This window comes from Streptomyces europaeiscabiei, from assembly GCF_001550375.1.
In the GTDB taxonomy this organism is placed as follows: domain Bacteria; phylum Actinomycetota; class Actinomycetes; order Streptomycetales; family Streptomycetaceae; genus Streptomyces; species Streptomyces europaeiscabiei.
Genome location: NZ_LRTR01000143.1, coordinates 1 through 24,220 on the forward strand (window position 1 = coordinate 1; position 24,220 = coordinate 24,220).

Here is a 24,220-nt window from a genome sequence, read left to right on the forward strand (position 1 = left end):
GTGGCGGCGGTGAGCAGCAGGGGCCAGGCGTAGCGCTGGGTGCCGACGGGGAAGCCGGTGTCGAGGACGCGGGCCAGTTCGGCGCGGGCGTCGGGGAGGCGGCCCTCGGCGGCGGCGACGCCGAGGGTGAGGGAGGACAGCGGCAGGTTGTTCTGGGGCATGGGGTTGTGGGTGCCGAAGTAGCCGTGAGCGGCGGTGAGTTGGCGCCGGGCATCGGCGGTGTCGCCGCGGGCGAGGGCGAGGGCGGCGAGAGAGAGGGAGCTGCCGCCGCGCATCTTGGTGCTGGTCCCGGTACACCCGGCCTTCGTGGCGGCTTCCATGGCCTCGTCCCACTGTCCGAGGGAGAAGAGCGATTCGGAGAGGTTGCCCCAGATCCAGGCCTCGGAGTCCCGCAGACCCATGCGTCGGGTGACGTCGAGTCCCGTGCGCAGCAGTCGGGCGGCCTCCTGCGAGCGGCCGACGCCCTCCAGACAGGACGGAAGGTTCACATGGGCGCGGCCCACGACGGCGGCGGGACCGCGTTCGAGCGAGCGCCGGAGGACCGTCTTCATCTCCGTGATGCCCGTCTCGACGTCGCCCGCGTCGGCCATCAGGCCGCCGAGGGTGAGGCGGGCATTGAGTTCGATGTCCTCGGCGCCGACCATGCGCGCGTACTCGACGGCGCGCTGGGCGTCGGAGAGCGCGTCGGGGCCCGGGGCGTGGAGCATGGACCAGCAGGCGACACGGGAGAGCACCTCGGCGTGTACCTCGGACGGGGGCTGGCCGCGGACCAGTTCCTGGGCGGTGGCCAGTTCCTTCCAGCCGTCGCCCCGGGCCAGGCCCTCGGTCAGCAGGGAGCGCTGCACCCAGAACCAGGCGGCGCGCAGGGGGTTGTCCGTGTCCGCGAGCCGGTCGAGGGCCCGCCGGGTGATTCTCAGGGCCCGCTCCCGCTCTCCGCACAGCCGTCCGGCGACGGCCGCCTCGGCCATCAGGTCGAGGTAGCGCAGGGGGTGGGTGCCCGGGGCGCAGCCGCAGGGCGGGTACACCTCGGTGTAGTCGACGGGGCGCAGTGCGGCCCGTACGGCGTCGGGGGCCGCGTCCCACAGCTCCATCGCCCGCTCCAGGAGACGTAGTTGTTCGGAGTGGGCGTGCCGGGAGCGGGCCTCGGCGGAGGCGTCGAGGACGGCGGGCAGTGCCTTCGCGGCGTCGTGGGCGTGGTACCAGTAGCTGGCCAGGCGGGTGGCGCGGCCGTCGGCGGGGACGAGGGTCGGGTCGGCTTCCAGGACCTCGGCGTAGCGGCGGTTGAGGCGGGAGCGTTCGCCGGGCAGCAGGTCGTCGCTGACGGCCTCGCGGACCAGGGAGTGCCGGAAGCGGTAGCCGTCGTCGCCGGGGGCGGCGAGCAGGATGTTGGCGCCGACGGCGGCCCGCAGGGCTTCGATGAGTTCGTCCTCGGGGAGCCGGGCGACGGCCGCGAGCAGGGAGTACTCCACGGTGGAACCGCCCTCGGCGACGATGCGCGTGATCCGCTGGGCGTCCTCGGAAAGCCGTTCGACGCGGACGAGGAGCAGGTCGCGCAGGGAGTCGGTGAGGCCGGGGCAGCCGCCGTCGTGGACGGCGACGGCGAGTTCCTCGACGAAGAAGGCGTTGCCGTCGGAACGTTCGAAGATCTCGTCGGCGCGTTCCGGGTCGGGTTCGGCGGCGAGGATGCCGGCGAGCTGGTGTCCGACCTCGGCGCGGTCGAAGCGGGGCAGTTCGATGCGGCGGACCGTGCGGAGGCGGTCGAGTTCGGCGAGGAGGGGGCGCAGCGGGTGGCGGCGGTGGATGTCGTCGGAACGGTAGGTGGCGAGGACGACGAGGCGGCCGGTGCGCAGCGTACGCAGGAGGTAGGAGAGGAGGTGGCGGGTGGAGGCGTCGGCCCAGTGCAGGTCCTCCAGGACGAGGACGATCGTCCGCTCGGCGGCGAGGCGTTCCAGGAGGCGGGCGGTGAGTTCGAAGAGGCGGGCCGTGCCTTCCTCGTCGTGGCGTGCGCGCGAGGTCTCCCCCAACTCGGGCAGCAGCCGGGCCAGTTCCTGTTCCTGTCCGGCGGCCGCGGCGGCCAGTTCGTCGGGCAGCCGGCGGCGCAGGGCGCGCAGCGCGGTGGAGAAGGGTGCGAAGGGCAGCCCGTCGGCGCCGATCTCGACGCAGCCGCCGGTCGCGACGACCGCGCCCCCGCGCCCGGCCTCACCGGCGAACTCCTCCACCAGACGGGTCTTGCCCACCCCGGCCTCACCGCCGAGCAGCAGCGCCTGCGGCCCGCCCTCGCCTCCCAAGTGCCCCGTCGCCCGCGCGACGCCTCCACCGGCGCGGGCCAACGCCTCGCGCAACACCTCCAGTTCGTCGGCGCGACCGACGAACACGGGACTGACGGACCTGGTCTCCACATCGCCGAGCATCGCACGACCCTCGGACACTCCGGCACTGATTATCCGCAGGCCCCGGACAGCCGGACGGCGGTCGCCGGCCGCACGTCCGGCTTCCGCGACGCCTCCACGTCCGGCTTCCGCTCCCCCACGGTCGGCCTCCGTGGCCCCGCCGCCGACGCCCCCGCCCTCGCGGCCCTTCTCCCCGCTCACGCGGCGCGGGGGAAGCGGAGTCGGCGTATGCGTTCCCCGAGCACCGGCCGTTCGCCGTCCTTGTCCCCCTCCCCCGACGCGGACCTCGCCGTCGTCCTGGAGTCGTGTGCGGCCTCGCGGCGGGCGCGGCGGGCCTCGCGTACCTGACGGTGGTGCTCCGCCTCACGGATCAGCTCTGCGGAACGGATCTGCTGGAGCTCGTACTCGAACATCTGTTACCCCTGGTGAAGAGTCGGTCTCGGCTCGCTTTCTGCGATGTCTCAACCTTCGTCTCCAAGGTGGGGCGGCCACATGGGGAGAGTTCCGCATCTTGAACGCGTGAGGGGCCTTAGACCCGCCGTAGGGATACCTACGACGGGCCTAAGGCCCCTCAGAAGCCGTCCTGCCGAAGCGGGCGTCAGGTGCTCGGCAGCCCCAGCAGGATGTCGGAGTACTTCAGGGCGGCGAGCACCAGCCCGATGAAGCCGACCGCGACGCCGGCCCAGGCCACCGACTTGATCCACGGTGTCTGTACCTGGTCGGGGTCGCCGAACGCGGGCCGCACCAGCACGGCGACGCCGACGAGCAGCCCGACCAGCGCGAAGATGCCGCCCCACAGCGCGGAGGCCTGCCAGGCATCGCCGTAGACCGCCTGGAGCTGCGTGGCGACGGTAGCGTTCGTCGCGGCCTGCATCTCGATCTGGCCGGTGATCTCCGCACGCGCGGAGGCGACCGTGCCGACCCAGCCGCCGGTCAGCGACACCAGGCCCAGCACCACGGACACGATGCCGGCGGCACCCTGTCCCACACCCGGCGACGCCTTCGCGGCGGCCGGCGGGAACTCCTCGTCGAACTCTCCGGTCTCGTCGGAGTCGCCGGCCTCGACCGAGTCGCCGGTGGCCGTCGCGGCTTCCTCCGTCGCCGCGTCGTCCTTGGTGACGTCGGTGCCCTTCACCGACTCGTCGTCGTTCCTGGCCTCGGCGCCCGTGTCGGCACCGGTCTCGTCAACTGTCTTGGTTCCCATACCTCGCACCGTACGAATGTTGTCTGAGAGGTTTCTTAATGATCGCTGTGAACACAGCGATCACGTGCCGCACGCCATTCGGGCGCCAGGACGGACCATATCTCCAAGTCGTGCCGGACGCCGTGATGGGGATACCTCTCCCGTTGTACACCGTCCCTGACCATGCCGAGCCTCCGTGCCACGTTCAGGCTCGGCGTGTTGCCGGAAGCGGCTATCCACTCGACCCGGTGGATGGCACGAACGTCGACGGCCCAGTCGATGAGGATCCGCATCGCGCGGGTGACCAGCCCCCGGCCCGTGCCGGCGGGCTCCAGCCAGCAGCCGACCTCGCAGTTGGCGTTCTCCGCGTCGAAGTTGAGGAAGAGGACCCCGCCGACGAGCCTGCCGTCGAACCAGATGCCGTGCAGGGAGCCGGTGTCGGCGGCGCGCATGTCGGCGTACCGCTGGAGGACGGCGCGCGCGGACCCCACGTCCGTGGCGCTCTGGCCGAAGGGGACGTACTCGTTGACGAAGTCCCGCCCTCGCTCCAGGTGCGTGAGGAACTCCTCGGCGTGCCAGGGTTCCAGGGGCCGCAGTTCGGCCCCGTCGTCACCGAGGGATATCGCGTACATCCGGCTGTCGCTCCTTCGCCCGTACGTCCGTGGCCCGTACGCCCGTCGCGTCGGCGTCCCGCGCCGGTACCTCACCGGCGTTCCCCGCCAGTACGTCCGCCACCTCGGCGTCCGTCGCGGCGGCCAGCCTCTCATGGGCGGCGCGGGATTCGGGCGGCTCGATGCTGATGCGGGGCATGCGCCGGTCGAGCCAGCGGGGCAGCCACCAGTTGGCGCCCCCGAGCAGGTGCATGAGGGCGGGGACGAGGAGCGTTCGCAGGACGAAGGCGTCGAGGGCGACGGCGGCGGCCAGGGCGATGCCGAACATGGCGATCACACGGTCGCCGCTGAGCACGAAGGCGAGGAAGACGGAGATCATGATGACCGCCGCGGAGTTGATCACCCGGCTGGTCTCGGCGAGGCCCACCCGGACCGCGCGCCGGTTGTCGCCGGTCTCCAGCCACTCCTCGTACATCCGGCTGACCAGGAAGACCTGGTAGTCCATGGAGAGCCCGAAGAGGACCGAGACCATGATCACGGGGAGGAAGGGCTCGATCGGCCCGGCGCGGCCGAGGCCCAGCAGCTCGCTGCCCCAGCCCCACTGGAAGATCGCGACGACCACGCCGAACGCGGCGGCGACGGCGGCCACGTTCATCGCGGCGGCCTTGAGCGGTATCCCGATGGACCGGAAGGCGAGCAGGAGCAGCAGACAGCCGAGGCCGATGACGACACCCACGAACAGCGGCAGCTTGCCGACGATGACGTCCGCGAAGTCGTCGTACCCGGCGGTCACCCCGCCGACGTGCAGATCGAGCGAGGTCCCGGTCTCGGCGCGCGGCAGCACTTCGTCGCGCAGCCGTTCGACGAGGTCGCTGGTCCTCGCCGACTGCGGGGAGGACTGCGGTACGACGGTGAGGTACGCGGTGTCACCGCCGGTGTTGTACGTCACCGGGGTCACCGCCGAGACGCCCTCGGTGGCCCTCAGCGTGGTGTCGAGGTTGTCGAGCGCGAGCTTGTCGGCGGCGCCGTCGACCTTGGTGACCAGGGTGAGCGGGCCGTTCACGCCGGGCCCGAAACCGTCGGCGAGGAGGTCGTAGGCCTGGCGGGTGGTCGTCGCCGCCGGGTCGTTGCCCTGGTCGGAGGTGCCCAGGCGCAGCCCGAGCGTGGGCAGGGCGAGCAGTGTCATGACGACGAGGGCGATCGCGCCGAGCTTCTTGGGGTGCCGTTCCACGAAGGCGGACCAGCGGGCGGCGAAGCCCGTGGGCAGCTCGGGCTCGGGGCCGTGCTCGACGAGGCGGCGGCGCTCGCGGCGGCTCAGGGCCCGCATGCCGATGAACGACAGCAGGGCCGGCAGCAGCGTCACGGAGGCGGCGACGGTGAGGACCACGGTGAGGGAGGCGGCGATCGCGACGCCGTTGAGGAAGCCGAGCCGCAGGATCAGCATGCCGAGCAGGGCGATGCAGACCGTGGCGCCCGCGAAGACGACGGCCCGTCCGGTGGTCGCTACCGCGTTCCGTGCGGCCTCCTCGACGGACAGTCCCCGTTTCAGCCCGCGCCGGTGGCGGGTCACGATGAACAGCGCGTAGTCGATGCCGACGCCGAGGCCGATCAGGGTGCCCAGCATGGGCGCGAAGTCGGCGACCGTCATCGCGTGCCCGAGCAGGGTGATCCCCGCGTAGGCGGTGCCCACGCTGACCAGGGCGGTCGCGATCGGCAGCAGGCTGGCGGCGAGCGAGCCGAACGCCAGGAAGAGCACGACGGCGGCGACGAGCACACCGACGATCTCGGCGAGGTGCCCGCCGGAGGACTCGGTGAGTTCGATCGAGGTGCCGCCCAGCTCCACCTGGAGCCCGGCGCCCTCGGCGCCCTTCGCGGCGTCGACGACGGCCTCGGCCTGCGCCTTGTCCACGTCCTCGGCCGGCTTGTCGAAGGTGACGGTCGCGTACGCCGTACGGCCGTCCTCACTGATCCGGCCGCCGTCGGCGCCGTCGTACGGGTCGGTGACGGCGGCGACGCCCGGCAGGTCGGCCATCTCGTCGAGGGTCCGGGTCATCGTCTGCTCGACGGCGGCGGCCCGTACGGACGCGTTGTCCGTGTGCCAGACGACGGTGGCGCTGTCGCCGCTCACGCCGGGGAAGCCTTCGCTCAGGAGTTCGGTGGCGCGGCTGGACTCGGTGCCGGGGGTCTTGTAGTCGTTCGAGTACGCGGCTCCCGCTGCGGCGGCGCCGGCGGCCGTGCCGGCGAACGCGAGAAGCCACAGAAGTACGGCGACGAGACGGTGCCGGACACACCAGCGCGCAAGGGCTGCCACGGATCTTGCTCCTGAGGGGGGGGAGGCATGAGCAATTCCCGGCAACTGTTGCACCGTAATGTGATCTTTTGGCCCCTTTGAGGCTCTCCTCACATGGGATGGGAGCCACCTCACAGGACAGACGGCGGCACTCTGTCGCCCTGCGTCACTGCCGTGCACACGCCTGAGGGCGGCCCATCGCAGTGATGTGCCGCCCTCAGGGATACGCGGTGAACCGGTCGCCCGTTCAGCTCTCGCTGACGCCCAGCTGCTCCAGGATCAGCTCCTTGACGCGAGCCGCGTCGGCCTGACCCCGGGTGGCCTTCATGACCGCGCCGACCAGGGCTCCGGCCGCGGCCACCTTGCCGCCACGGATCTTGTCGGCGATGCCCGGGTTGCCGGCGATGGCCTCCTCGACGGCCTTCGTCAGGGCGCCCTCGTCGGAGACGACCTTCAGACCGCGCTTGTCGACGACCTCGTCCGGGGTGCCCTCGCCCGCGAGGACGCCTTCGATGACCTGGCGGGCCAGCTTGTCGTTCAGGTCGCCGGACGCGACGAGCGCGGTGACCCGGGCGACCTGCTCCGGCGTGATCGCCAGCTCGTCGAGCGAGGTGCCCGACTCGTTGGCGCTGCGGGCCAGCTCGCCCATCCACCACTTACGGGCGGAGACGGAGTCCGCCCCGGCCTCGATGGTGGCGACGATCAGGTCCAGTGCGCCGGCGTTGAGGATGGCCTGCATCTCGGTCCCCGAGATGCCCCACTCCGCGAGGAGCCGGTTGCGCCGGACCAGCGGCAGCTCAGGCAGCGAGGCCCGGATCTCCTCGACCCACTCGCGCGAGGGGGCCACCGGGACGAGGTCCGGCTCGGGGAAGTACCGGTAGTCCTCGGCCTCCTCCTTCACACGGCCCGAGGTCGTGGACCCCGTGTCCTCGTGGAAGTGCCGGGTCTCCTGGATGATCGTCCCGCCGCCGTTCAGGACGGCCGCGTGCCGCTGGATCTCGAAGCGGGCGGCACGCTCGACGCTGCGCAGCGAGTTCACGTTCTTCGTCTCGGAACGCGTGCCGAACTTCTCACGGCCGTGCGGGCGCAGCGACAGGTTCACGTCGCAGCGCATCTGCCCCATCTCCATGCGGGCTTCCGAGACACCGAGCGCCTTGATGACCTCGCGCAGCTCACGGACATACGCCTTGGCGACCTCGGGAGCACGCTTCCCCGCGCCCTCGATCGGCTTGGTGACGATCTCGATGAGCGGGATGCCCGCGCGGTTGTAGTCGAGCAGCGAGTGCGAGGCACCGTGGATGCGGCCGGTGGCACCGCCGACGTGCGTCGACTTGCCGGTGTCCTCCTCCATGTGGGCGCGCTCGATCTCCACGCGGAAGGTCTCGCCGTCCTCCAGCTGTACGTCGAGGTAGCCGCCGAAGGCGATCGGCTCGTCGTACTGGGAGGTCTGGAAGTTCTTCGGCATGTCCGGATAGAAGTAGTTCTTCCGGGCGAAGCGGCACCACTCGGCGATCTCGCAGTTCAGCGCGAGACCGATCCTGATCGCGGACTCGACGCCGATCGCGTTGACGACCGGGAGCGCGCCGGGCAGGCCGAGGCAGGTGGGGCAGGTCTGCGTGTTGGCGTCCCTACCGAGTTCGGTCGAGCAGCCGCAGAACATCTTGGTCCTGGTGCCGAGTTCGACATGGACCTCAAGGCCCATGACGGGGTCGTACGACGCCAGCGCGTCCTCGTACGACACCAGGTCGGTCGTGGTGGTCACGGTTGAACTTCCCTCTCAGCCCAGCAGGACGTCGTCGTCGCCCAGCCGCTTCAGTTCGCGGTACAGGATGGCGAGGCCGGTGACGATGCCGACGGCGGCGACCGTCGCGTCGATCAGGCGCAGGGTGTCCTCGTCGGCGCGGGCCTTCTTGATCCGCTTGGCGATACCCCACGCGCCGAAGGCGGTGGTGGCGATGGACACGTACGTGCCGGACTTGGACTTCTGGAAGTCCTTGGCCTTGGACAGTGCGTTGGTCACAGCGACGGAGCCTCCTCGAGGAGCGGGTGCCCCCACTTTTCCACGAAGGCGGCCTCTACGGCGGCGCCGACCTTGTAAAGACGGTCGTCCTTCAGTGCCGGGGCGATGATCTGCAGTCCGACCGGCAGCCCGTCCTCCGGCGCGAGGCCGCAGGGCAGGGACATCGCGGCGTTGCCCGCGAGGTTGGTCGGGATGGTGCAGAGGTCCGCCAGGTACATCGCCATCGGGTCGTCGGCGCGCTCGCCGATCGGGAAGGCGGTGGTGGGCGTGGTCGGCGAGACGATGACGTCGACCTTCTCGAACGACTTCTCGAAGTCGCGCGTGATGAGCGTACGGACCTTCTGGGCGCTGCCGTAGTACGCGTCGTAGTAGCCGGAGCTGAGCGCGTACGTGCCGAGCATGATGCGGCGCTTCACCTCGGGGCCGAAGCCCGCCTCACGGGTGAGGGAGGTGACCGCCTCGGCGGAGTTCGTGCCGTCGTCGCCGGTACGCAGGCCGTAGCGCAGCCCGTCGAAGCGGGCGAGGTTGCTCGAACACTCGCTCGGCGCGATCAGGTAGTACGCGGCCAGCGCCAGGTCGAACGACGGGCAGTCCAGCTCGACGATCTCGGCGCCCAGCCCCTTCAGCAGCTCGACGGACTCGTCGAACCGCTGGACGACACCGGCCTGGTAGCCCTCGCCGCGGAACTGCTTGACGACGCCCACGCGCATCCCGGCGACACTGCCGTTGCGGGCGGCCTCGACGACCGGCGGGACCGGGGCGTCGATGGACGTGGAGTCGAGCGGGTCGTGCCCGGCGATGACCTCGTGCAGAAGCGCCGCGTCCAGGACCGTACGGGCGCAGGGCCCGCCCTGGTCGAGGCTGCTGCTGAACGCCACCATGCCGTAGCGGGAGACCGCGCCGTACGTCGGCTTCACGCCCACGGTGCCGGTGACGGCGGCCGGCTGGCGGATCGAACCGCCGGTGTCGGTGCCGATGGCGAGGGGCGCCTGGTAGGAGGCGAGGGAGGCGGAGGAACCGCCGCCGGAGCCACCGGGGATACGGGTGAGGTCCCAGGGGTTGCCGGTCGGCCCGTACGCGCTGTTCTCGGTGGAGGACCCCATGGCGAACTCGTCCATGTTGGTCTTGCCGAGGATGACGACGTCGGCGTCCTTCAACCGCTTGGTGAGGGTCGCGTCGTACGGCGGGATCCACCCTTCGAGGATCTTCGAGCCCACGGTGGTCGGAATGCCGACCGTGGTGAAGATGTCCTTGAGCGCGAGCGGAACACCGGCGAGCGGCCCGAGCTTCTCGCCCCGGGCCTTCTTCTCGTCGACGGCGCGGGCCTGGGCGAGGGCGCCCTCGCGGTCGACGTGCAGGAAGGCGTGCACCTTCTCGTCGACGGCCTCGATCCGGGCCAGGTGGGCCTCGGTGACCTGCACGGCGGTGAGTTCACCGGCGGCGATCTTCGCGGCGATCTCCGCCGCGGTGAGCTTGATGATGCTGTCGGTCATGACGTGATCAGTCCTCCCCCAGGATCTGCGGCACCTTGAAACGCTGCTGCTCCTGGGCCGGGGCGGCGGAAAGTGCCTGCTCGGGGGTGAGCGACGGACGGACCTCGTCCGCGCGCATGACGTTCGTCAGCGGCAGCGGGTGCGAGGTCGGCGGTACGTCTTGGTCGGCGACCTCACTGACGCGGGCGACCGCGCCGATGATGTCGTCCAGCTGGCCCGCGAAGTGTTCGAGCTCTTCGGGCTTCAGCTCCAGACGCGCCAGCCGGGCGAGGTGGGCGACCTCCTCGCGCGTGATGCCAGGCATGCAGCGATCCTCTGGGGTGAGTGAATGTGGTTTGGCGCCAATCCTATGGGGCGCGCGCCACTGGATGCGCCGGGGATCGGCCGGTTCGGCGGGTGCGGGTGAGCGGGGGCCGGTCGCGCAGTTCCCCGCGCCCCTGAAAAGCAGGGGGCTGCGCCCCTGCTTTTCATCGGCCCGCAGGGCCGTCGTCCTTCAGGGGCGCGGGGAACTGCGCGAGCAACCACGCACGACCCTCGCCCGCCGACCGACCCGCGCTACTCGTCCGCCGTCGCCGCGGGCAAGGCCGCCTTCGGCCGCTGCCACCCCCGGGACCCCCGGGCCCGCAACCAGGCCGTGGCCTCCTCCGGCGGCATCGCGGCGGCGACGAGCCAGCCCTGCACCGCGTCACACCCCAGGTCCCGCAACCGCTCCCACGTCTCGTCGTCCTCGACCCCCTCCGCGACGACGAGCAGCCCCAGTGAATGCGCGAGATCGACCGTGCAGCGCACGATCTCCGCGTCCTCGTTGTCGATCGCCAGCCGAGCCACGAACGACCGGTCGATCTTCAGCTCGCTCACCGGCAGCCGCCGCAGATGCACCAGCGACGAATACCCCGTGCCGAAGTCGTCGAGCGACATCTTCACCCCGTGCCCGGTCAGCCCGGCGAGGGTGTCCGCGGCCCGCTGGGGGTCTTCGAGCAGCACGTGCTCGGTGATCTCCAGTTGCAACGACCCGGCGGGAACCCCGTGGCGGGCCAGTCGCGCGGCCACCGCACCCGCGAAGCCGGGGGTGTGGACATCGCGCGGGGACACGTTCACGGCGACCGGTACGTGCAGCCCCTGCGCCCGCCACCGCGCCACCTGTGCGAGCGCGGTGTCCAGGACGTACTCCGTCAGATGCGGCATCAGTCCTGACGACTCGGCGATCGCTATGAACTCGTCCGGTGGCACCTTCCCCCGCTCGGGGTGCACCCACCGCACCAGCGCCTCCAGACCGGCGACCTGCCCGTCGAAGCGGACCTTCGGCTGGTAGTGCAGCTCGACCTCGTGCGCGTCGAGCGCGCGCCGCAGATCGCCCAGCAGACCGAGCCGGTCCGGGGTGTTCGAGTCCCGCTTGGACTCGTACACCTCGACGCCCGTACGGTCGCGCTTCGCCTGGTACATCGCCACGTCCGCCCGCCGCAGCAGCCCCTCCGCGTCGAGCGCGTGGTCGGGGAAGACGGCGAGCCCGGCGCTGGCCTCCAGGACGAGGGTGAGCCCGTCGAGGTCGAGCGGTGAGCCGAGCGCGGCGACGAGGTTGCGGGCGACACGCGACGCGGACGTCGTGGAGTCGGCGACGGGCAGCAGTACGGCGAACTCGTCGCCGCCGAGCCGCGCGACCTCCGCTCCGCGCGGCAGGGCGACCCGCAGCCGATCGGCTATCTGCAACAGCAACCGGTCGCCCGCGAGATGCCCGAGTGTGTCGTTGACCGACCTGAAACGGTCGAGGTCGATCAGCATCAGCGCCGACCTCGCTCCGATGCGTTCGGCGTCGTCCAGGGCGGTCCAGGTCCGTTCCAGCAGCCACTGGCGGTTCGGGAGTCCGGTGAGCGGGTCGCGCAGCTGTTCCTCGGCGCGGGCGCGGGCGATCCACAGGGTGGAGTCGAGCGCGATGAGGGGGATGGCGAAGAGCGGCAGCAGCAGGGGCTGGTCGATGGCGACGACGCAGACGAGCGGGGCGATGCCGAGCAGCGCGACGGCGACGAGTCCCTGCCTGACCAGGGCCGTGCGCGCGACGGTGGGCAGTCCGCCGCGCGGCGCCGCCAGATACCAGAGCAGGGCTCGGCTGACCGCGAGGTAGGCGATGGCGACCAGGGCCACCTGGGGCGCCGAGTAGAGGTTCCAGCTGTCCGGGTCCCAGGGCCGCTCAACGGAGGGGACACGGCCGAAGACTTTCAGGACGAGCGCGCCGGCACCGATGCCGATGATGTCGACCGCACCGTGCAGGACGCCCTGGCGCCAGCGGCCCCGGCGGGCGATGCCGACGAGGACGACGACGGTGAGGCTGACCATCCCGGCGGCCACCCAGCCGTACAGCAGCAGGACGGCGAGGGTGAGGGCGGCGCCGGAGCCCGTGCCGCCCCACCAGCGGGCGCGGCCCATGGCGACGAGATGGCCGACGATGATGCCGGTCAGCAGGGCGAGGGACCAGCCGACCGCGCCGGCCGGGAAGAGGGCGTGCTGCCCGGCGAACGCCCGGTAGAAGCCGGCGCCCAGGATGGCGCCGGCGAAGCCCACGATCAGGGCGGGCAGTGCGGGCCAGGACAGCTGCCGGTCGGCGTCGTGGCCCGTCAGTTCGTGTCCGCGGCCCTCGCTGAGCGCGCCGGTGACGGCAGGGGCGCCGGCCGCGGTGCCGGAGGTGAGCTGTGCCGGGCCCGGGACGAGGGGGCCGCCTGCGCTCGCGCTCTCACGGCTCCGCGGCCGTGCCGTCCCGACCGGGGAATGTGCCGCCGACGCCTGCCCGGGGCGCCGCTCTCGGTTTCCCTCGAACGGGCGTCCTCCCATGAGCAGGGAGCGCCCCCATCTCCAGGCCCCGGACACCCGGCGCAGGCGCAGCCGTGAGTCCGGGGCGACGCTCTCGGTCGGTTCCATTCCCGTCCCTCTCACAGCCGGCGGTGCCCACGCCACGCAGCCCGTTGCTCCCGACAACCTCAACGGCACCGCGTCCGAGAACCCACCACGCGTCCGGGCACGGCAGGCGCACACCTCAACAGTAGGCCGCACAAGGCTTCTACGGGCAGCGGTCGACGTCGGTTGCCCGAATGCGACCGGCCACCCGTATGCATCTGGTATGCGCCGAACGGGTGACCTTCAACCCCTACTCCTCGATCGGGAGCGCGACTTCCACCGCCGCGTCAGGTCCCTGTTCGAGCAGTACGGCGAAGCCGTCCTCGTTCAGGACGGGCACCTTGAGCTGCATCGCCTTGTCGTGCTTGGAGCCCGGGTTCTCACCCACTACGACGAATGAGGTCTTCTTCGACACCGAGCCGGTCACCTTGGCGCCCCGGCTCTGCAGCGCCTCCTTGGCCCCGTCGCGCGTGTGGTGTTCGAGTGTGCCGGTCACGACGACCGTCAGCCCTTCGAGGGGCCTCGGTCCCTCGTCCTCGCCGGCCCCCTTTTCCTCCAGGGGGACACCGGCCTCCTTCCACTTACGGATGATCTCTCGGTGCCATTCCTCGGCGAACCACTCCTCCAGTGCCTTCGCGACGATGGCGCCCACGCCGTCGACCGCCGTGAGCTCCTCCTGCGTGGCCTGCTCGATACGGTCGATCGAGCGGAACTCGCGGGCCAGGGCCTGTGCGGCGACCGGTCCGACGTGACGAATGGAGAGCCCGTTGAGGAAACGGGCGAGCGGGCGGCTCTTGGCCTCCTCGATCTTCTGGAGCAGCGCGAGGGTGTTCTTCTTGGGCTCGCCCTTCTGGTTGGCGAAGACCGTGACGACCTTCGGCTCACCGGTCTTCGGATCGTGCTTCGGCAGACCGCTGTCGGCGTCCAGGACGTACGCCTTGATGGGGAGCAGCTTCTCCACCGTGAGGTCGAAGAGGTCACCCTCGTCGACGAGGGGTGGGTCGGCCGGCTCCAGGGGCCGGGTGAGGGCGGCGGCGGCGACCCCGCCGAAGTGCTCGATGTCCAGGCATTCCCGGCCGGCCAGATACGAGACGCGCTCTCTCAACTGGGCGGGGCAGCTACGGGCGTTGGGGCAACGCAGATCGATGTCGCCCTCCTTCATCGGGCGCAGCGGTGTCCCGCACTCCGGGCACTCGGCCGGCATCACGAAGGGGCGGGTCTCGCCTTCGACGCGCAGGTCCACGACCGGCCCGAGGATCTCGGGGATGACGTCACCGGCCTTGCGGATCACGACCGTGTCCCCGATGAGGACGTTCTTGGCCTTGACGACCTCCTGGTTGTGCAGCGTGGCGAACTCGACCTCCGAGCCCGCCACCGTGACCGGCTCGACCTGGGCGTACGGCGTGACTCTGCCGGTTCGGCCGACACCCACCTTGATGTCGATGAGCTTGGTGTTGACCTCTTCGGGCGCGTACTTGTACGCGATCGCCCAGCGGGGTGCGCGCGCCGTCGATCCGAGACGGCCCTGCAGACGGATCTCGTCGAGCTTGACGACCGCGCCGTCGATCTCGTGCGCCACGGAGTGACGGTGCTCGCCGTAGTGGGCGATGAACTCCCTTACGCCGTCGAGGTCGTCGACCACCCTGTTGTGCTCGGCGGTGGGCAGGCCCCAGGACTTGAGGAGGTCGTAGGCCTCGGACAGACGGGTGAAACCGCCGTCGAAGCCCTCCAGGGCACCGATGCCGTGAACGACCATGTGCAGGGGCAGGGTGGCCGTGACCTTGGGATCCTTCTGGCGCAGCGAACCCGAGGCGGAGTTACGGGGGTTGGCGTAGGGCTTCTCACCGGCCGCCACTCGGCGTTCGTTGAGGCCCAGGAAGGCCGCCATCGGGAAGTAGACCTCGCCCCGGATCTCGACGAGCCGCGGGACACGGTCGCCCTTCAGCCGGTGCGGAATCTCGGCGATCGTCATGACGTTGGGCGTGATGTCCTCGCCGGTACGCCCGGTGCCGCGGGTGGCGGCGCGGGTGAGCCTGCCGTCCTCGTAGGTCAGGTTCACCGCGAGGCCGTCGATCTTGAGCTCGCACAGCAGGTGGTAGTCGGGCGTGCCGACGTCCTTGGCCACACGGTCGGCCCAGGCGGCGAGGCCCGCGTCGTCGAAGACGTTGTCGAGGGAGAGCATGCGCTCGCGGTGCTCCACCTCGGCGAGGTCGGTCTCGTACTCGACGGCGACCTTCTGTGTCGGCGAGTCCGGGGTGCGCAGTTCGGCGTACTGCTCCTCCAACGCCTCCAGGCCGCGCAGGAGTTCGTCGAACTCCGCGTCGCTGACGATGGGAGCGTCCTTCACGTAGTACCGGAAGCGGTGCTCCTCGATCTGTTCGGCGAGCCGCGCGTGCTTCTCGCGTGCCTCGGCGGGTACCGATGTGGGCTGTGCGTCCTTGTCGCCGGCCACCGTTTCGTCCTCCCGTTACTCTGGGTTGTCCGCGAGGGATCTCGCCGCCTTGGCGCAGTGGGCGAGCGCCCGGCGCGCGTACTCCGGGGAGACGCCCGCGAGTCCGCACGTCGGAGTGACCGTGACCGCCTCCGCGAGAAGCCCCGGATGCAGCCCCAGCCTGCGCCACAGCGCCCTGACACCCATGACGCTACCGGCAGGGTCCGACAATGGGCCCTCCGAGGTCGGCACCACACCGGCCAACAGCTTCGTCCCCCCTTCCACCGCTTCCCCGATCACATCGTCGTCACGCTCAGTGAGCAAGGTGAAGTCGAAGGAGATCCCGGTGACGCCGGCCCGGCGCAGGAGCGCGAACGGTACGTCGGGGGCGCAGGAGTGCACGACGACCGCCCCCTCCGGTGCGTGGACGCCGATGACGTCCCTGAGGGTCGCCTCGATGTGCTGGCGGTCGACGGCGCGGTGCGTGCGGTAGCCGCTCGCGCTCTTCACCTGCCCGCGCAGGACGGCGATGAGGGAGGGTTCGTCGAGCTGGAGGACGAGTTGGGCTCCCGGTGCGCGCCGTCGGACCTCGGCGAGGTGCTCGCGCAGCCCCTCGGCGAGCGAGCCGGCGAGGTCGCGACAGGCGCCGGGGTCGGAGAGGGCGACCTCGCCGTTCCGCAGCTCCAGCGCGGCGGCGAGCGTCCACGGTCCGACGGCCTGCACCTTCAGCGGGCCCTCGTATCCCTGGGTGAACTCCTCCAGCGCGTCCAGGTCCTCGCCGAGCCAGGACCGGGCCCGCTTGGTGTCGCGGCCCGGCCGGTCGCCGAGCCGCCATCCGCTGGGTTCCACGCGCGCGTACAGCTCGACCAGCATTCCGGCGGTCCTGCCGATCATGTCGGCGCCGGGGCCTCTGCCGGGGAGTTCGGGCAGGTACGTCATGCCCGTCTCGGGCCACTCGAACGTCCCGGTGACGGTTCTGGCGGCTTCCCGGGCATCACCGCCGGGCATGGAGCCGATACCGGTGGCGGGGCCGAAACCGAAGTCTTGTTTCACGCCCCGAAGCCTACGTTTTCCGCCCCCGCCGCCCCTACCCGTCCCATCCCCAGGGGCGGCGCCCCTTCGACCCCCGGGCGCGCGTGTGTCGTGGTTGCTCGCACAGTTCCCCGCGCCCCTGAAGAAGCAGGGGCTACGCCCCGTGTTGTTTCGCCCTTCAAGGGCCGTAGGCCCTTGAAGGGCGCGGGGAACTGCGTGAACAGCCCCCACCCACCCGCACCCGACAACGCCCTGGGGTCGAAGGGGCGCAACCCCTGGGGCGGGGCGGCGGGGGCGGGGGCGGGGCTCGTCAGTGGCCCGGGCGGACCGTCAGGTCGTTCACTTCCGCGTCCCGGGGCAGGTCGAGGGCCATGAGGATCGTCGTCGCGACCGACTCGGGGGCGATCCACCGGGACGGGTCGTACTCCTTGCCCTCCTGCTGGTGCACCTTCGCCTGCATGGGACTGGCGGTGCGCCCGGGGTACACCGTGGTGACCCGCACCCCGTTCCCGTGCTCCTCCCACCGCAGGGAGTCCGCCAGCGCCTTGAGCCCGTGCTTGGACGCGGCGTACGCGGACCAGTCCGCGTGCGCGTTCAGGCCCGCGCCGGAGTTGACGAACACCACGTGCCCATGGGCGGCCCGGAGTTGGGGCAGGAAGTGACGGGTCAGCTCGGCGGGGGCGATGAGGTTGACGTTGAGCTGGTGGCGCCAGGCCTTGGGCGTCAGTTCACCGACCGGGCCGAGGTCGACCACGCCCGCGATGTGCAGCAGCGAGTCCACGCGGTCGGGCAGGCTCTGGTGGGAGAAGGCCCAGGAGATCTTGTCCGGGTCCGCCAGGTCGCCGACCAGCGTCTTGGCCCCGGGGAACTCCGCCGCCAGCTCCTTCGCCCGCCCCGCGTCGCGCGCGTGCAGCACGAGGTCGTCCCCGCGCTCGTGCAGCCGTCGGGCCACGGCCGCGCCGATGCCGGAACCCGCCCCGGTGATCACATGAGTAGCCATGTGGTCATGCTCGCATCACCGGAGCGGCACGGAGAACGGCTCAGGCCACTAGGCCACGCCCCGGCTCTCCTCCAGGTACGCCATCGCCCCCACGGGCTCCTCCGCGAAGAAGACCAGGTCGGTGAGCGGGCGGGGCAGGAAGCCCTCGTCATCCATGCGCCGGAACTGCTCCTTCAGGCCGTCGTAGAAGCCCGCGGTGTTCAGAAGCACGACCGGCATCTCGGTGTGGCCGTGCTTCTTCAGCTCCAGGATCTCGGTCGCCTCGTCGAGCGTGCCGGTACCGCCGACCATGACGACGACCGCGTCGGCCTTCTCCAGGAGCAGCCGCTTGCGCTCGGCGAGGTCCCGCGCGATCACCATCTCGTCGGTGCCGGGCCGCGCCTTGGCCGCCAGGAACTCGACCGAGACGCCCAGCAGCCTGCCGCCCGCCTCCTGCACTCCGTCGGCGACCACCTTCATCAGTCCGACGTCCGAACCGCCCCACACCAGGGTGTGCCCGCCCTTGCCGATCAGCTTGGCGAACTCCTTCGCCGGCCGGGTGTACCGGTCGGCGAGGTCGGCGGCGGAGAGGAAGACGCAGATGTTCATGCGTCCACGTTAGGGGGCGGCACCGACATCGGGGCCCCCTTGCCCGCCGGCTTCCGCCGCCACGGTCACACGGATCTTGGACTGCTGGTGCGGCAGGTCCTCCCAGTCGTCCATGAGACGGGCGGACAGGCCGTGTTCGCGGGCGAGTTCGACGAGGGTGTCGGTCCGGTAGTAGAAGTCCTCGTGGAGCACCTGGTGTTCCTCGCCCTCGGTGCGGCCGAAGGTGAAGTCGAAGAAGCCGCCGGGGGCGAGGACGCGGCCGACGTGTGCGAGGCACTGCTCGATGACGTGCGGCGGGGAGTGGGAGAACACGCTGTGCGCGTGGACGACGTCGAAGTGAGCGGCGGGCAGGAAGGAGAACGTGAGGTCGGCGACGAGCGCCAGGTGAGGAAGTTTGGACTGCAGACCCTCTCGCACGAGAGTGCGCTGGGCCTCCATGAGGATGGCCGGTGAGATGTCGATCCCGTAGTAGTTCCCGGCGTCCAGGTGGTCGATGAACAGGCGCCCGGCCCGCAGGTTCCCGCAGCCGATCTCCAGCATCCGGTGCCGGGGCTCCAGACCGTGCCGCAGAAGGTAGTCGAACTGCATCCGGCCGAGGCGTGCCCACTTCTCGACGGACGGGTTGTGGCCGACGGCGGCCTCCGGGCTGCGTGCCGTGTCGGCGGCCATCACGGCCCGGTAGAACTCGATGTGATCGCGATGCCGCAGCCGCAGCCAGGTGTCCCGCGCCACCCGGTGGGCGTGCGCGGGCACGCGCCGGGGGTGGCGCAGGGCGTACCGAGCCCGGTAGGTGAGGCTCCGGCGGTTCCTGGACGGGTCCCGGGACGGCTTTCCAGTCCCTTTGGCCGGGTCTGCGGCTTCCATGGCGACCTCCTGCGACCTTGTGGAAGAACTCACCAGCAGCCTGTGCTGTACCCGGTGAGACGGCTACCCGAGGAAGGGCGATCGTGACCCAAGGCCATCACATCACCATCGAACAAGGAATCGAACGCGTCCGTGTGGTCCACGGAGACCGGGTGCTCGCGGAGAGCAGCCGCCCCCTGGTGCTGCGCGAGACAGGCTGTCCCGTGCGGTATTACATCCCCGAAGGAGATGTCCGTATGGAGCTGCTGACCGCGTCCGAGACGCACTCTTACTGCCCGTTCAAGGGCACGGCGTCCTACTGGTCGCTCCCCGAGGCCCCCGACCTCGTCTGGGCGTACCCCGCCCCGAAGCCCGAGGTCGCCGAGATCAAGGGGCATCTGTGCTTCTACGACACCGAGGTCGTCGAGTAGGACTCACACAGCCCCGCGCCACAGATCGGGCTCGGCCTGCGCGAAACGGTGTTCCAGTCCTTCCAGGTCTCCGAGTGCGAGCCGCATCCTGCGCCGGAACGCCGGCCCGTGAGCCGGGACGGCCAGGTGCGTCAGCTCATGGACGAGAACGAGGTCCACCAGGGCAGGAGGCAGTTGCATCAACGCCCAGTGCACGGTGATGGTCCCGTCCGGGTCACAGGCGCCCCAGCGCTCGTTGAGGTCTCGTACGACGATGCCTCCGGGGGCCACACCTGCCCGCGCGGCCAGAGGCCGCATGCGCGCGGTCATCCAGTCCACGCCCCGTGCGGTGTACCAGTCGGCGATCAGCCGCGCGCCCACCCGTGGGGAGTCGGGGCGCGGAAGTTCCAGCCATCCCTGGTGCAGCCGTACCCGTGCGCCATGCTCGGCGGCCACGACCCTCAGCCGGTGGCGGCGGCCGAGATACGCGAAGCTCGCCCCGCTGACCAGTTCCTTGCGGGGCTCCCCTCCCCCGCGCCTGCGCCGGTCGACCTCGTGCGCGATGCGGGGCAGCCGGGACCGTACGGCCGCCGCGACCGCCTGTGGATCGGCGTCGGGGGGCACCGCGAACAGCACCCCGCCGTCCTCGCGGATCTCGATCCCGAGTGTCCGGCGGCGCGGCCGTACGACGACCTTCCACGTCCACTCCCCCGGCAGGGGGAGCGACGCGAGGGCGGACTGCACGGAGAGGCTCACCCGGCATTGGTACCACCCGGCACCGACAGCCGACGCGACCGGCGACCGGCGACCGGCCGTGGACCCGAACCGGAACAGCGCGCCAGGCGCTACGCGCGCGGCCGCGCCTCGTGGCGGAGGAAGTCGTCGCGCCGCTGCACGGCGAGCTCCAGCAGCGCGGCGGCCGTGTACGCGGTGTCGTCCCAGTCGATGTGCAGGCGGTCACTCACGTTGAAGCGCAGTACCTTGCGTGCCTCGCTCTGGGCGTCGGCTTGGGTCACGAAGTGCGGTGTCCGCACGAGGACCGCGATGTCCGCCGTGAGGAGGCAGGCCGCCTCGTACAGGTCGACCTCGGTGGGCGGGAGGGGCGCGCCCTCCTGCTCCAGTGCCCGCACCAGCGCCCGGTAGACAGGCCGTTCCGTCAGCGGGTCGAGGGACGGGCCCGTCTCCTCGACGTCCGCCGTGATGTCGCCGTACAGCCGTGCCAGGTCGGTCGCCGCCTGCTCGAAGTCCTGGCGCATCTGCTGGACGATCTCCTCCAGACGGGCGCTGAACAGCTCGTAGCGGGCCCGGTCCGTGCCGATCCTCGCCGTGATGTGGGTCCGCAGGCGGCTGACCATGTACCTGGTCCTGGCGCGGGCGTCGGGGTTGGCGTCGACGCGTTCCATGAACTCGGGCGCGCTCAGCTCGATGGGCGGGACCCGCAGTTCGACACCGGTCACCCGGAGGTGGTCGGCGATGAGCCGGCGTACCTTCGCCCCGTACCGGCGCGGGCTGAACTCGTCGCGTCCGTCCAGATAGCGCTGCCGTGCCAGGTACTGCACCTCGCCCAGCCGGCCCGCGAACCGCTCGTACCGCAGGGCGTACGGGCGGGGCAGGACCGCGCCCAGGGCGGTGAGGAAGTCCCGTGCCAGTTCGTCGAACTGACCGCGCGTGAGCGGGTCTTCGAGTACGTCGAGCAGTGCCTCGCGACGCTGTTCGTCGACCAGGGAGAGGATGCCGTGTTCGTCGTAGGACGCGAGTCCGTGACCGTCCAGGAAGCGGGCGACGCGGCCGTGCAGGTCGTCGAGGAGCCGGTCGGCGGCGGCGTCCGCCTGGAGCAGCAGACCGTCGTCGGTGGGCTGCGGCCCCTCGAAGTCGCGGCGCAGGTGGTCGGCGGTGACGTGCTCGAAGCCGTAGACCTCGCGCAGGTGGTGCTCCTCGTAGGCGCGCAGGGAGCGGGCCAGTTCGTCGCCGATGCCGACGAAGTCGACGAGCGTTCCCCATCGCTTGCCCGGGTAGGGCCGGTTGGTGCGGGCGACGGCCTGGAGCAGTCCGGCGCCGGAGAGCGCGCAGTCCAGGTAGAGGATCTGCTCGACCGGGGCGTCGAAGCCGGTGAGGAGCATCGACTGGACGACGAGGAAGGCGAGGGGCTCCGCAGTCTCCTGTTCGCCTTCGTACGCTTCGTCCGCCGCGTCGTCCTCGCCGTCCGGTCGTTCCACCTGCCATACGTCCGTCACGGGGGCGCCGGTGGCGCCGTACGCCTGTCCCGACGGGCCGTGGGGCTCGACGCGCCACGAGGGGTCGGTCGCGGCGGCCAACGGGTCCCCGAGTCCCTCCTTGAAGCGCTCGATGTACGTGTCCTGACGGGACTTCAGCGTCCACTGCCGCCAGCCGACGGGGTCCTTGCGCGGGTCGCCGTGGATCACCACCGCCGCGTCGATCGAGGCGAGGACGTCACGGTGCGGCAGTACGGTGAGCAGTTCCCGCAGCTCGTCGTCGGCACCGAGGGCCGCCATCGGGTCGTGGGCGATCGCCGGGTCGAGCGCGTCGAGCCGTGCGAGCAGCCGGTCCCGGGCGGCGAGCAGCGCCTCCCGGTAGTGGACGGCGGCGAGCCGGGACACCGCCGCCAACTGGGCGCCGAGGCGGTCGGGCAGCGCGTTGACCGCCCAGTGCCGCAGCATGAAGTCCGCCTTGTCGGCGATCACCGAGGACGCTTCGAGGACTTCCTTCTTCCGGGCGAACTTCCGCAGCACGCGCTCGCGCCGCTCCGGGTCGTCGGGCACCTGCTCGTCGAACTTGGCGTCGAGCGCGGCCTTCTCGATCACTTCCAGCGGCGCGTCGTACGCCTCGTACCGTACGGGGACGACGGACCGGTCGAGCTCGGCCTCGCGCAGTGTGTAGGCGTCGACGAGCGGCCCGAAGATCGCTTCGGTCTCCTTGCGGGCACCCCGGATGATGGGCGTGCCGGTGAAGCCGACCAGGACGGCGTTCGGCAGCAGGGCGCGCAGTCGGGCGTGCAGCCAGCCGGCGTGGCCGCGGTGCGCCTCGTCGACGAGCACGACGATGTCCGAGCTCGGGTTCGCGGGCCGCACCTGGGCGGAGGCGTCCTTGTCGGCCCCCTGTGCCGGGAGACTGTCCTCAATGCCGTCGTAGGCGGTGTCGTCGCGCTGGGCCTTCTGGAGCATGACCAGGACGACGTCCGGTACGGGTGCGGCCAGCTGCGCCCGTGCGTTGGCGACGCCGTCGGCCCGGTAGACGGGTTCCTCGGCGGCCGCCAGCGATGCCTGGATCTGCTTCTCCAGGTCGATGCGGTCGGTGACGACGACGACCTTGTGGTGCTTGAGCTCGCTGTCGCTCCTGATGTGACGGACGAGGAAGGCCATGGTGAGGCTCTTGCCGGATCCCTGCGTGTGCCAGACGACTCCGCCGCGTTGGTCGACGTCCTGCTTCGCCGCGATCGCTCTCCTACGCTGCTGGAGTCGACGGGCGAGTCTGCGCACGGCCTTGAACTGCTGGTAGCGGCCGATGACCTTGAGCGTACGGCTGCCCTGCCCGCGCTCGGTGGTGAAGTCCCGTACGAGGGTGAGGAGATGGTCGGGCCGCAGGACTCCGGCGACGAGGACCGCCATGTCGGTGGCGCACCCGTCGGCGGGCGCGGGCTCGGTCGTACGCCACGGGGTGAAGTACTCGGGGGTCGAGGTGACCGTCCCCAGTTCCGCGTACGTCCGGTCGGTGCCGACCAGCACCTGCGCGAAGCGCGTGAACTCCGCGACGGGGGACGGCGATTCCAGGCTCGCGTAACGGCAGACCTGCCCGACCGCGTCGTCGAGGGCGGCCCTGCTCTCCTCCCTGCCGCCGGAGATGAGCGGGGCCTTGCACTCGATGACGACCCAGGGCAGCCCGTTGACGAACAGGACGAGGTCGGGGGTGACGGGGGCCGCGTCCTCCCGCTCCACACGGAACTGACTGACCGCCAGCAGGTCGTTGCGGCCGCCATTCTCCCCGTCCCAGTCGACGAGTTGTACGTGTTCAGGGTCGCCCTTCTTCCAGCCCGGCAGCATGCGGGCGTTGACGCCCTTGCGCAGCAGCCCGGTCACGGCGAGGTTGCCGCGCACGCCGCGATCGGCAGGGCCCTGACCGGGCGCCGTGCCAAGTACGAGGGCGAGGAGGTAGTCGAGCTGAGCGCCGGTGAGCCAGGTCCCGCCGTTCGGCCCCGAGTTGATCCTGGAAATCGCGTCCCGAAAGCGCTTCGCATAGACGACCTCGGTGAACGCCTCGCGCTCGGACGGGCTCGGCGAGGTGGCCGGTTCGCCGGGCGGCGCCCCCTCCAGGTGCTCCCATCCGAGGTGGACCAGGTGCCGTATCAGCGGCTGCTCGGTCTTGTCGTACTCCGGTAGCTCCCGCCGACTCACCGCTGGACTCCCTGCCCTCACCGTGCGCCCCAGCGTCTCCATGGGACGTACAGGAAACTCTACTCACGGGCAGGGAGCCGACCAGGGGCGTTTCGGCCTCGCGATCAAGCCACGGGGGCGCTTTGAGGGCTCGGCGGATCTCCGGTTCAGGCCGCGAGGGCGGGCGGCGGCTGCGGCGGAAGGGCCAGCTCGAACCAGATCGTCTTGCCTGCGGGCCCGTACGGCCCCTCACCTGTGCCGCAGCCGCCCCAACGGTCGGCGAGCAGGTCGAGGATCAGCAGGCCTCGCCCTCCGTCCGCGTACGCCGGTACGGCCGGGGGCGGTGGCAGGGGTGGCAGGTCGGGGCCCATGTCCCAGACGCTCACCCGGAGGACGGGGTCCAGCCAGTGCAGGCGGACGAACGCGGGCCCTTTGGTGTGCCGTACCGAGTTGGTCGCGAGCTCGGACGTCAGCAGCTCGGCGCGGTCGGTGAGTTGGGCGAGGCCGTGGGCGGTGAGTACGGCACGGAGGGTGAGGCGGGCGATGCCGGGAGCTCGGGGGTCGCAGGGGAAGTGGAGCTCGTAGCTCCAGGGGGCGGTGAAGGAGAGGGGGCTGGGGCCGGCGGGTGGAGGGGGGTCGGGGGCGTCGGCGTGGG

At 71.1% G+C, this 24,220-nt stretch carries 19 protein-coding genes; 1 reads left to right on the plus strand and 18 read right to left on the minus strand.

Annotated elements, in window-relative coordinates; translation table 11 throughout:
• From AWZ10_RS06590 to AWZ10_RS06660, 15 genes are all read right to left on the minus strand, one after another.
• Positions 1–2,411: ATP-binding protein (locus AWZ10_RS06590; protein ID WP_060890645.1), on the minus strand; the 2,411-nt coding region annotated here is incomplete at its 3' end.
• 176 nt (positions 2,412–2,587) lie between these two features.
• Positions 2,588–2,803 (minus strand): hypothetical protein, encoded by a 216-nt coding sequence (locus tag AWZ10_RS06595; RefSeq protein ID WP_046707553.1) that lies wholly within the window; start codon positions 2,801–2,803, stop codon positions 2,588–2,590.
• A gap of 185 nt (positions 2,804–2,988) precedes the next feature.
• Positions 2,989–3,594, minus strand: coding sequence for a hypothetical protein (locus AWZ10_RS06600; RefSeq protein ID WP_060890646.1), 606 nt, complete (start codon positions 3,592–3,594; stop codon positions 2,989–2,991).
• Positions 3,595–3,629: 35 nt separating this feature from the next.
• Complete coding sequence (locus tag AWZ10_RS06605; RefSeq protein ID WP_046707555.1) at positions 3,630–4,205, minus strand: GNAT family N-acetyltransferase; 576 nt, start codon at positions 4,203–4,205, stop codon at positions 3,630–3,632.
• Positions 4,183–6,495 (minus strand): MMPL family transporter, encoded by a 2,313-nt coding sequence (locus AWZ10_RS06610; RefSeq protein WP_060890647.1) that lies wholly within the window; start codon positions 6,493–6,495, stop codon positions 4,183–4,185. Before AWZ10_RS06610 ends, AWZ10_RS06605 begins: the two co-directional genes overlap by 23 nt.
• A gap of 226 nt (positions 6,496–6,721) precedes the next feature.
• Complete coding sequence (gene gatB / locus AWZ10_RS06615; RefSeq protein ID WP_046707557.1) at positions 6,722–8,236, minus strand: Asp-tRNA(Asn)/Glu-tRNA(Gln) amidotransferase subunit GatB; 1,515 nt, start codon at positions 8,234–8,236, stop codon at positions 6,722–6,724.
• A gap of 15 nt (positions 8,237–8,251) precedes the next feature.
• Positions 8,252–8,494 (minus strand): hypothetical protein, encoded by a 243-nt coding sequence (locus AWZ10_RS06620; protein ID WP_037695811.1) that lies wholly within the window; start codon positions 8,492–8,494, stop codon positions 8,252–8,254.
• A complete protein-coding gene (gene gatA / locus AWZ10_RS06625; protein ID WP_046707558.1) occupies positions 8,491–9,987 on the minus strand; it encodes an Asp-tRNA(Asn)/Glu-tRNA(Gln) amidotransferase subunit GatA in 1,497 nt (498 codons plus the stop codon). Before gatA ends, AWZ10_RS06620 begins: the two co-directional genes overlap by 4 nt.
• A 7-nt stretch (positions 9,988–9,994) precedes the next feature.
• Positions 9,995–10,291, minus strand: a complete 297-nt coding sequence (gene gatC / locus AWZ10_RS06630; protein ID WP_005480000.1) for an Asp-tRNA(Asn)/Glu-tRNA(Gln) amidotransferase subunit GatC — start codon at positions 10,289–10,291, stop codon at positions 9,995–9,997.
• Positions 10,292–10,542: 251 nt separating this feature from the next.
• Positions 10,543–12,897 carry a putative bifunctional diguanylate cyclase/phosphodiesterase gene (locus tag AWZ10_RS06635; protein ID WP_060890648.1) on the minus strand — a complete coding sequence of 785 codons (2,355 nt, stop codon included), beginning with the start codon at positions 12,895–12,897 and terminating at the stop codon, positions 10,543–10,545.
• Between the two features lie 226 nt (positions 12,898–13,123).
• On the minus strand, positions 13,124–15,325 hold the full coding sequence (gene ligA, locus AWZ10_RS06640; RefSeq protein WP_060890649.1) for an NAD-dependent DNA ligase LigA: 2,202 nt from the start codon (positions 15,323–15,325) through the stop codon (positions 13,124–13,126).
• 15 nt (positions 15,326–15,340) lie between these two features.
• The gene (locus AWZ10_RS06645; protein WP_078935280.1) at positions 15,341–16,357 is read right to left on the minus strand and encodes a methionine synthase; all 1,017 of its coding nucleotides are present in this window, start codon (positions 16,355–16,357) and stop codon (positions 15,341–15,343) included.
• 289 nt (positions 16,358–16,646) lie between these two features.
• Positions 16,647–17,336, minus strand: a complete 690-nt coding sequence (locus tag AWZ10_RS06650; RefSeq protein ID WP_078935709.1) for an SDR family oxidoreductase — start codon at positions 17,334–17,336, stop codon at positions 16,647–16,649.
• Positions 17,337–17,384: 48 nt separating this feature from the next.
• Positions 17,385–17,924 (minus strand): LOG family protein, encoded by a 540-nt coding sequence (locus AWZ10_RS06655; protein WP_046709055.1) that lies wholly within the window; start codon positions 17,922–17,924, stop codon positions 17,385–17,387.
• A gap of 9 nt (positions 17,925–17,933) precedes the next feature.
• Positions 17,934–18,788 carry a class I SAM-dependent DNA methyltransferase gene (locus AWZ10_RS06660; protein ID WP_208618456.1) on the minus strand — a complete coding sequence of 285 codons (855 nt, stop codon included), beginning with the start codon at positions 18,786–18,788 and terminating at the stop codon, positions 17,934–17,936.
• Between the two features lie 83 nt (positions 18,789–18,871).
• Here AWZ10_RS06660 and AWZ10_RS06665 point away from each other — a divergent pair, with 83 nt between their 5' ends.
• Entirely contained in the window at positions 18,872–19,198 is a 327-nt protein-coding gene (locus tag AWZ10_RS06665; protein WP_046709054.1) for a DUF427 domain-containing protein, read from the plus strand.
• A 3-nt stretch (positions 19,199–19,201) separates the two neighbouring features.
• Here the strand turns inward: AWZ10_RS06665 and AWZ10_RS06670 are convergent, their stop codons facing one another.
• The 3 genes from AWZ10_RS06670 to AWZ10_RS06680 all read right to left on the minus strand — a co-directional run.
• The gene (locus AWZ10_RS06670; protein ID WP_046709053.1) at positions 19,202–19,933 is read right to left on the minus strand and encodes a M48 family metallopeptidase; all 732 of its coding nucleotides are present in this window, start codon (positions 19,931–19,933) and stop codon (positions 19,202–19,204) included.
• Positions 19,934–20,022: 89 nt separating this feature from the next.
• On the minus strand, positions 20,023–23,586 hold the full coding sequence (locus AWZ10_RS55040; protein WP_279616615.1) for a type I restriction endonuclease subunit R: 3,564 nt from the start codon (positions 23,584–23,586) through the stop codon (positions 20,023–20,025).
• Positions 23,587–23,732: 146 nt separating this feature from the next.
• Positions 23,733–24,220 (minus strand): ATP-binding protein (locus tag AWZ10_RS06680; RefSeq protein WP_060890651.1); only part of this gene is annotated, 488 nt, incomplete at its 5' end.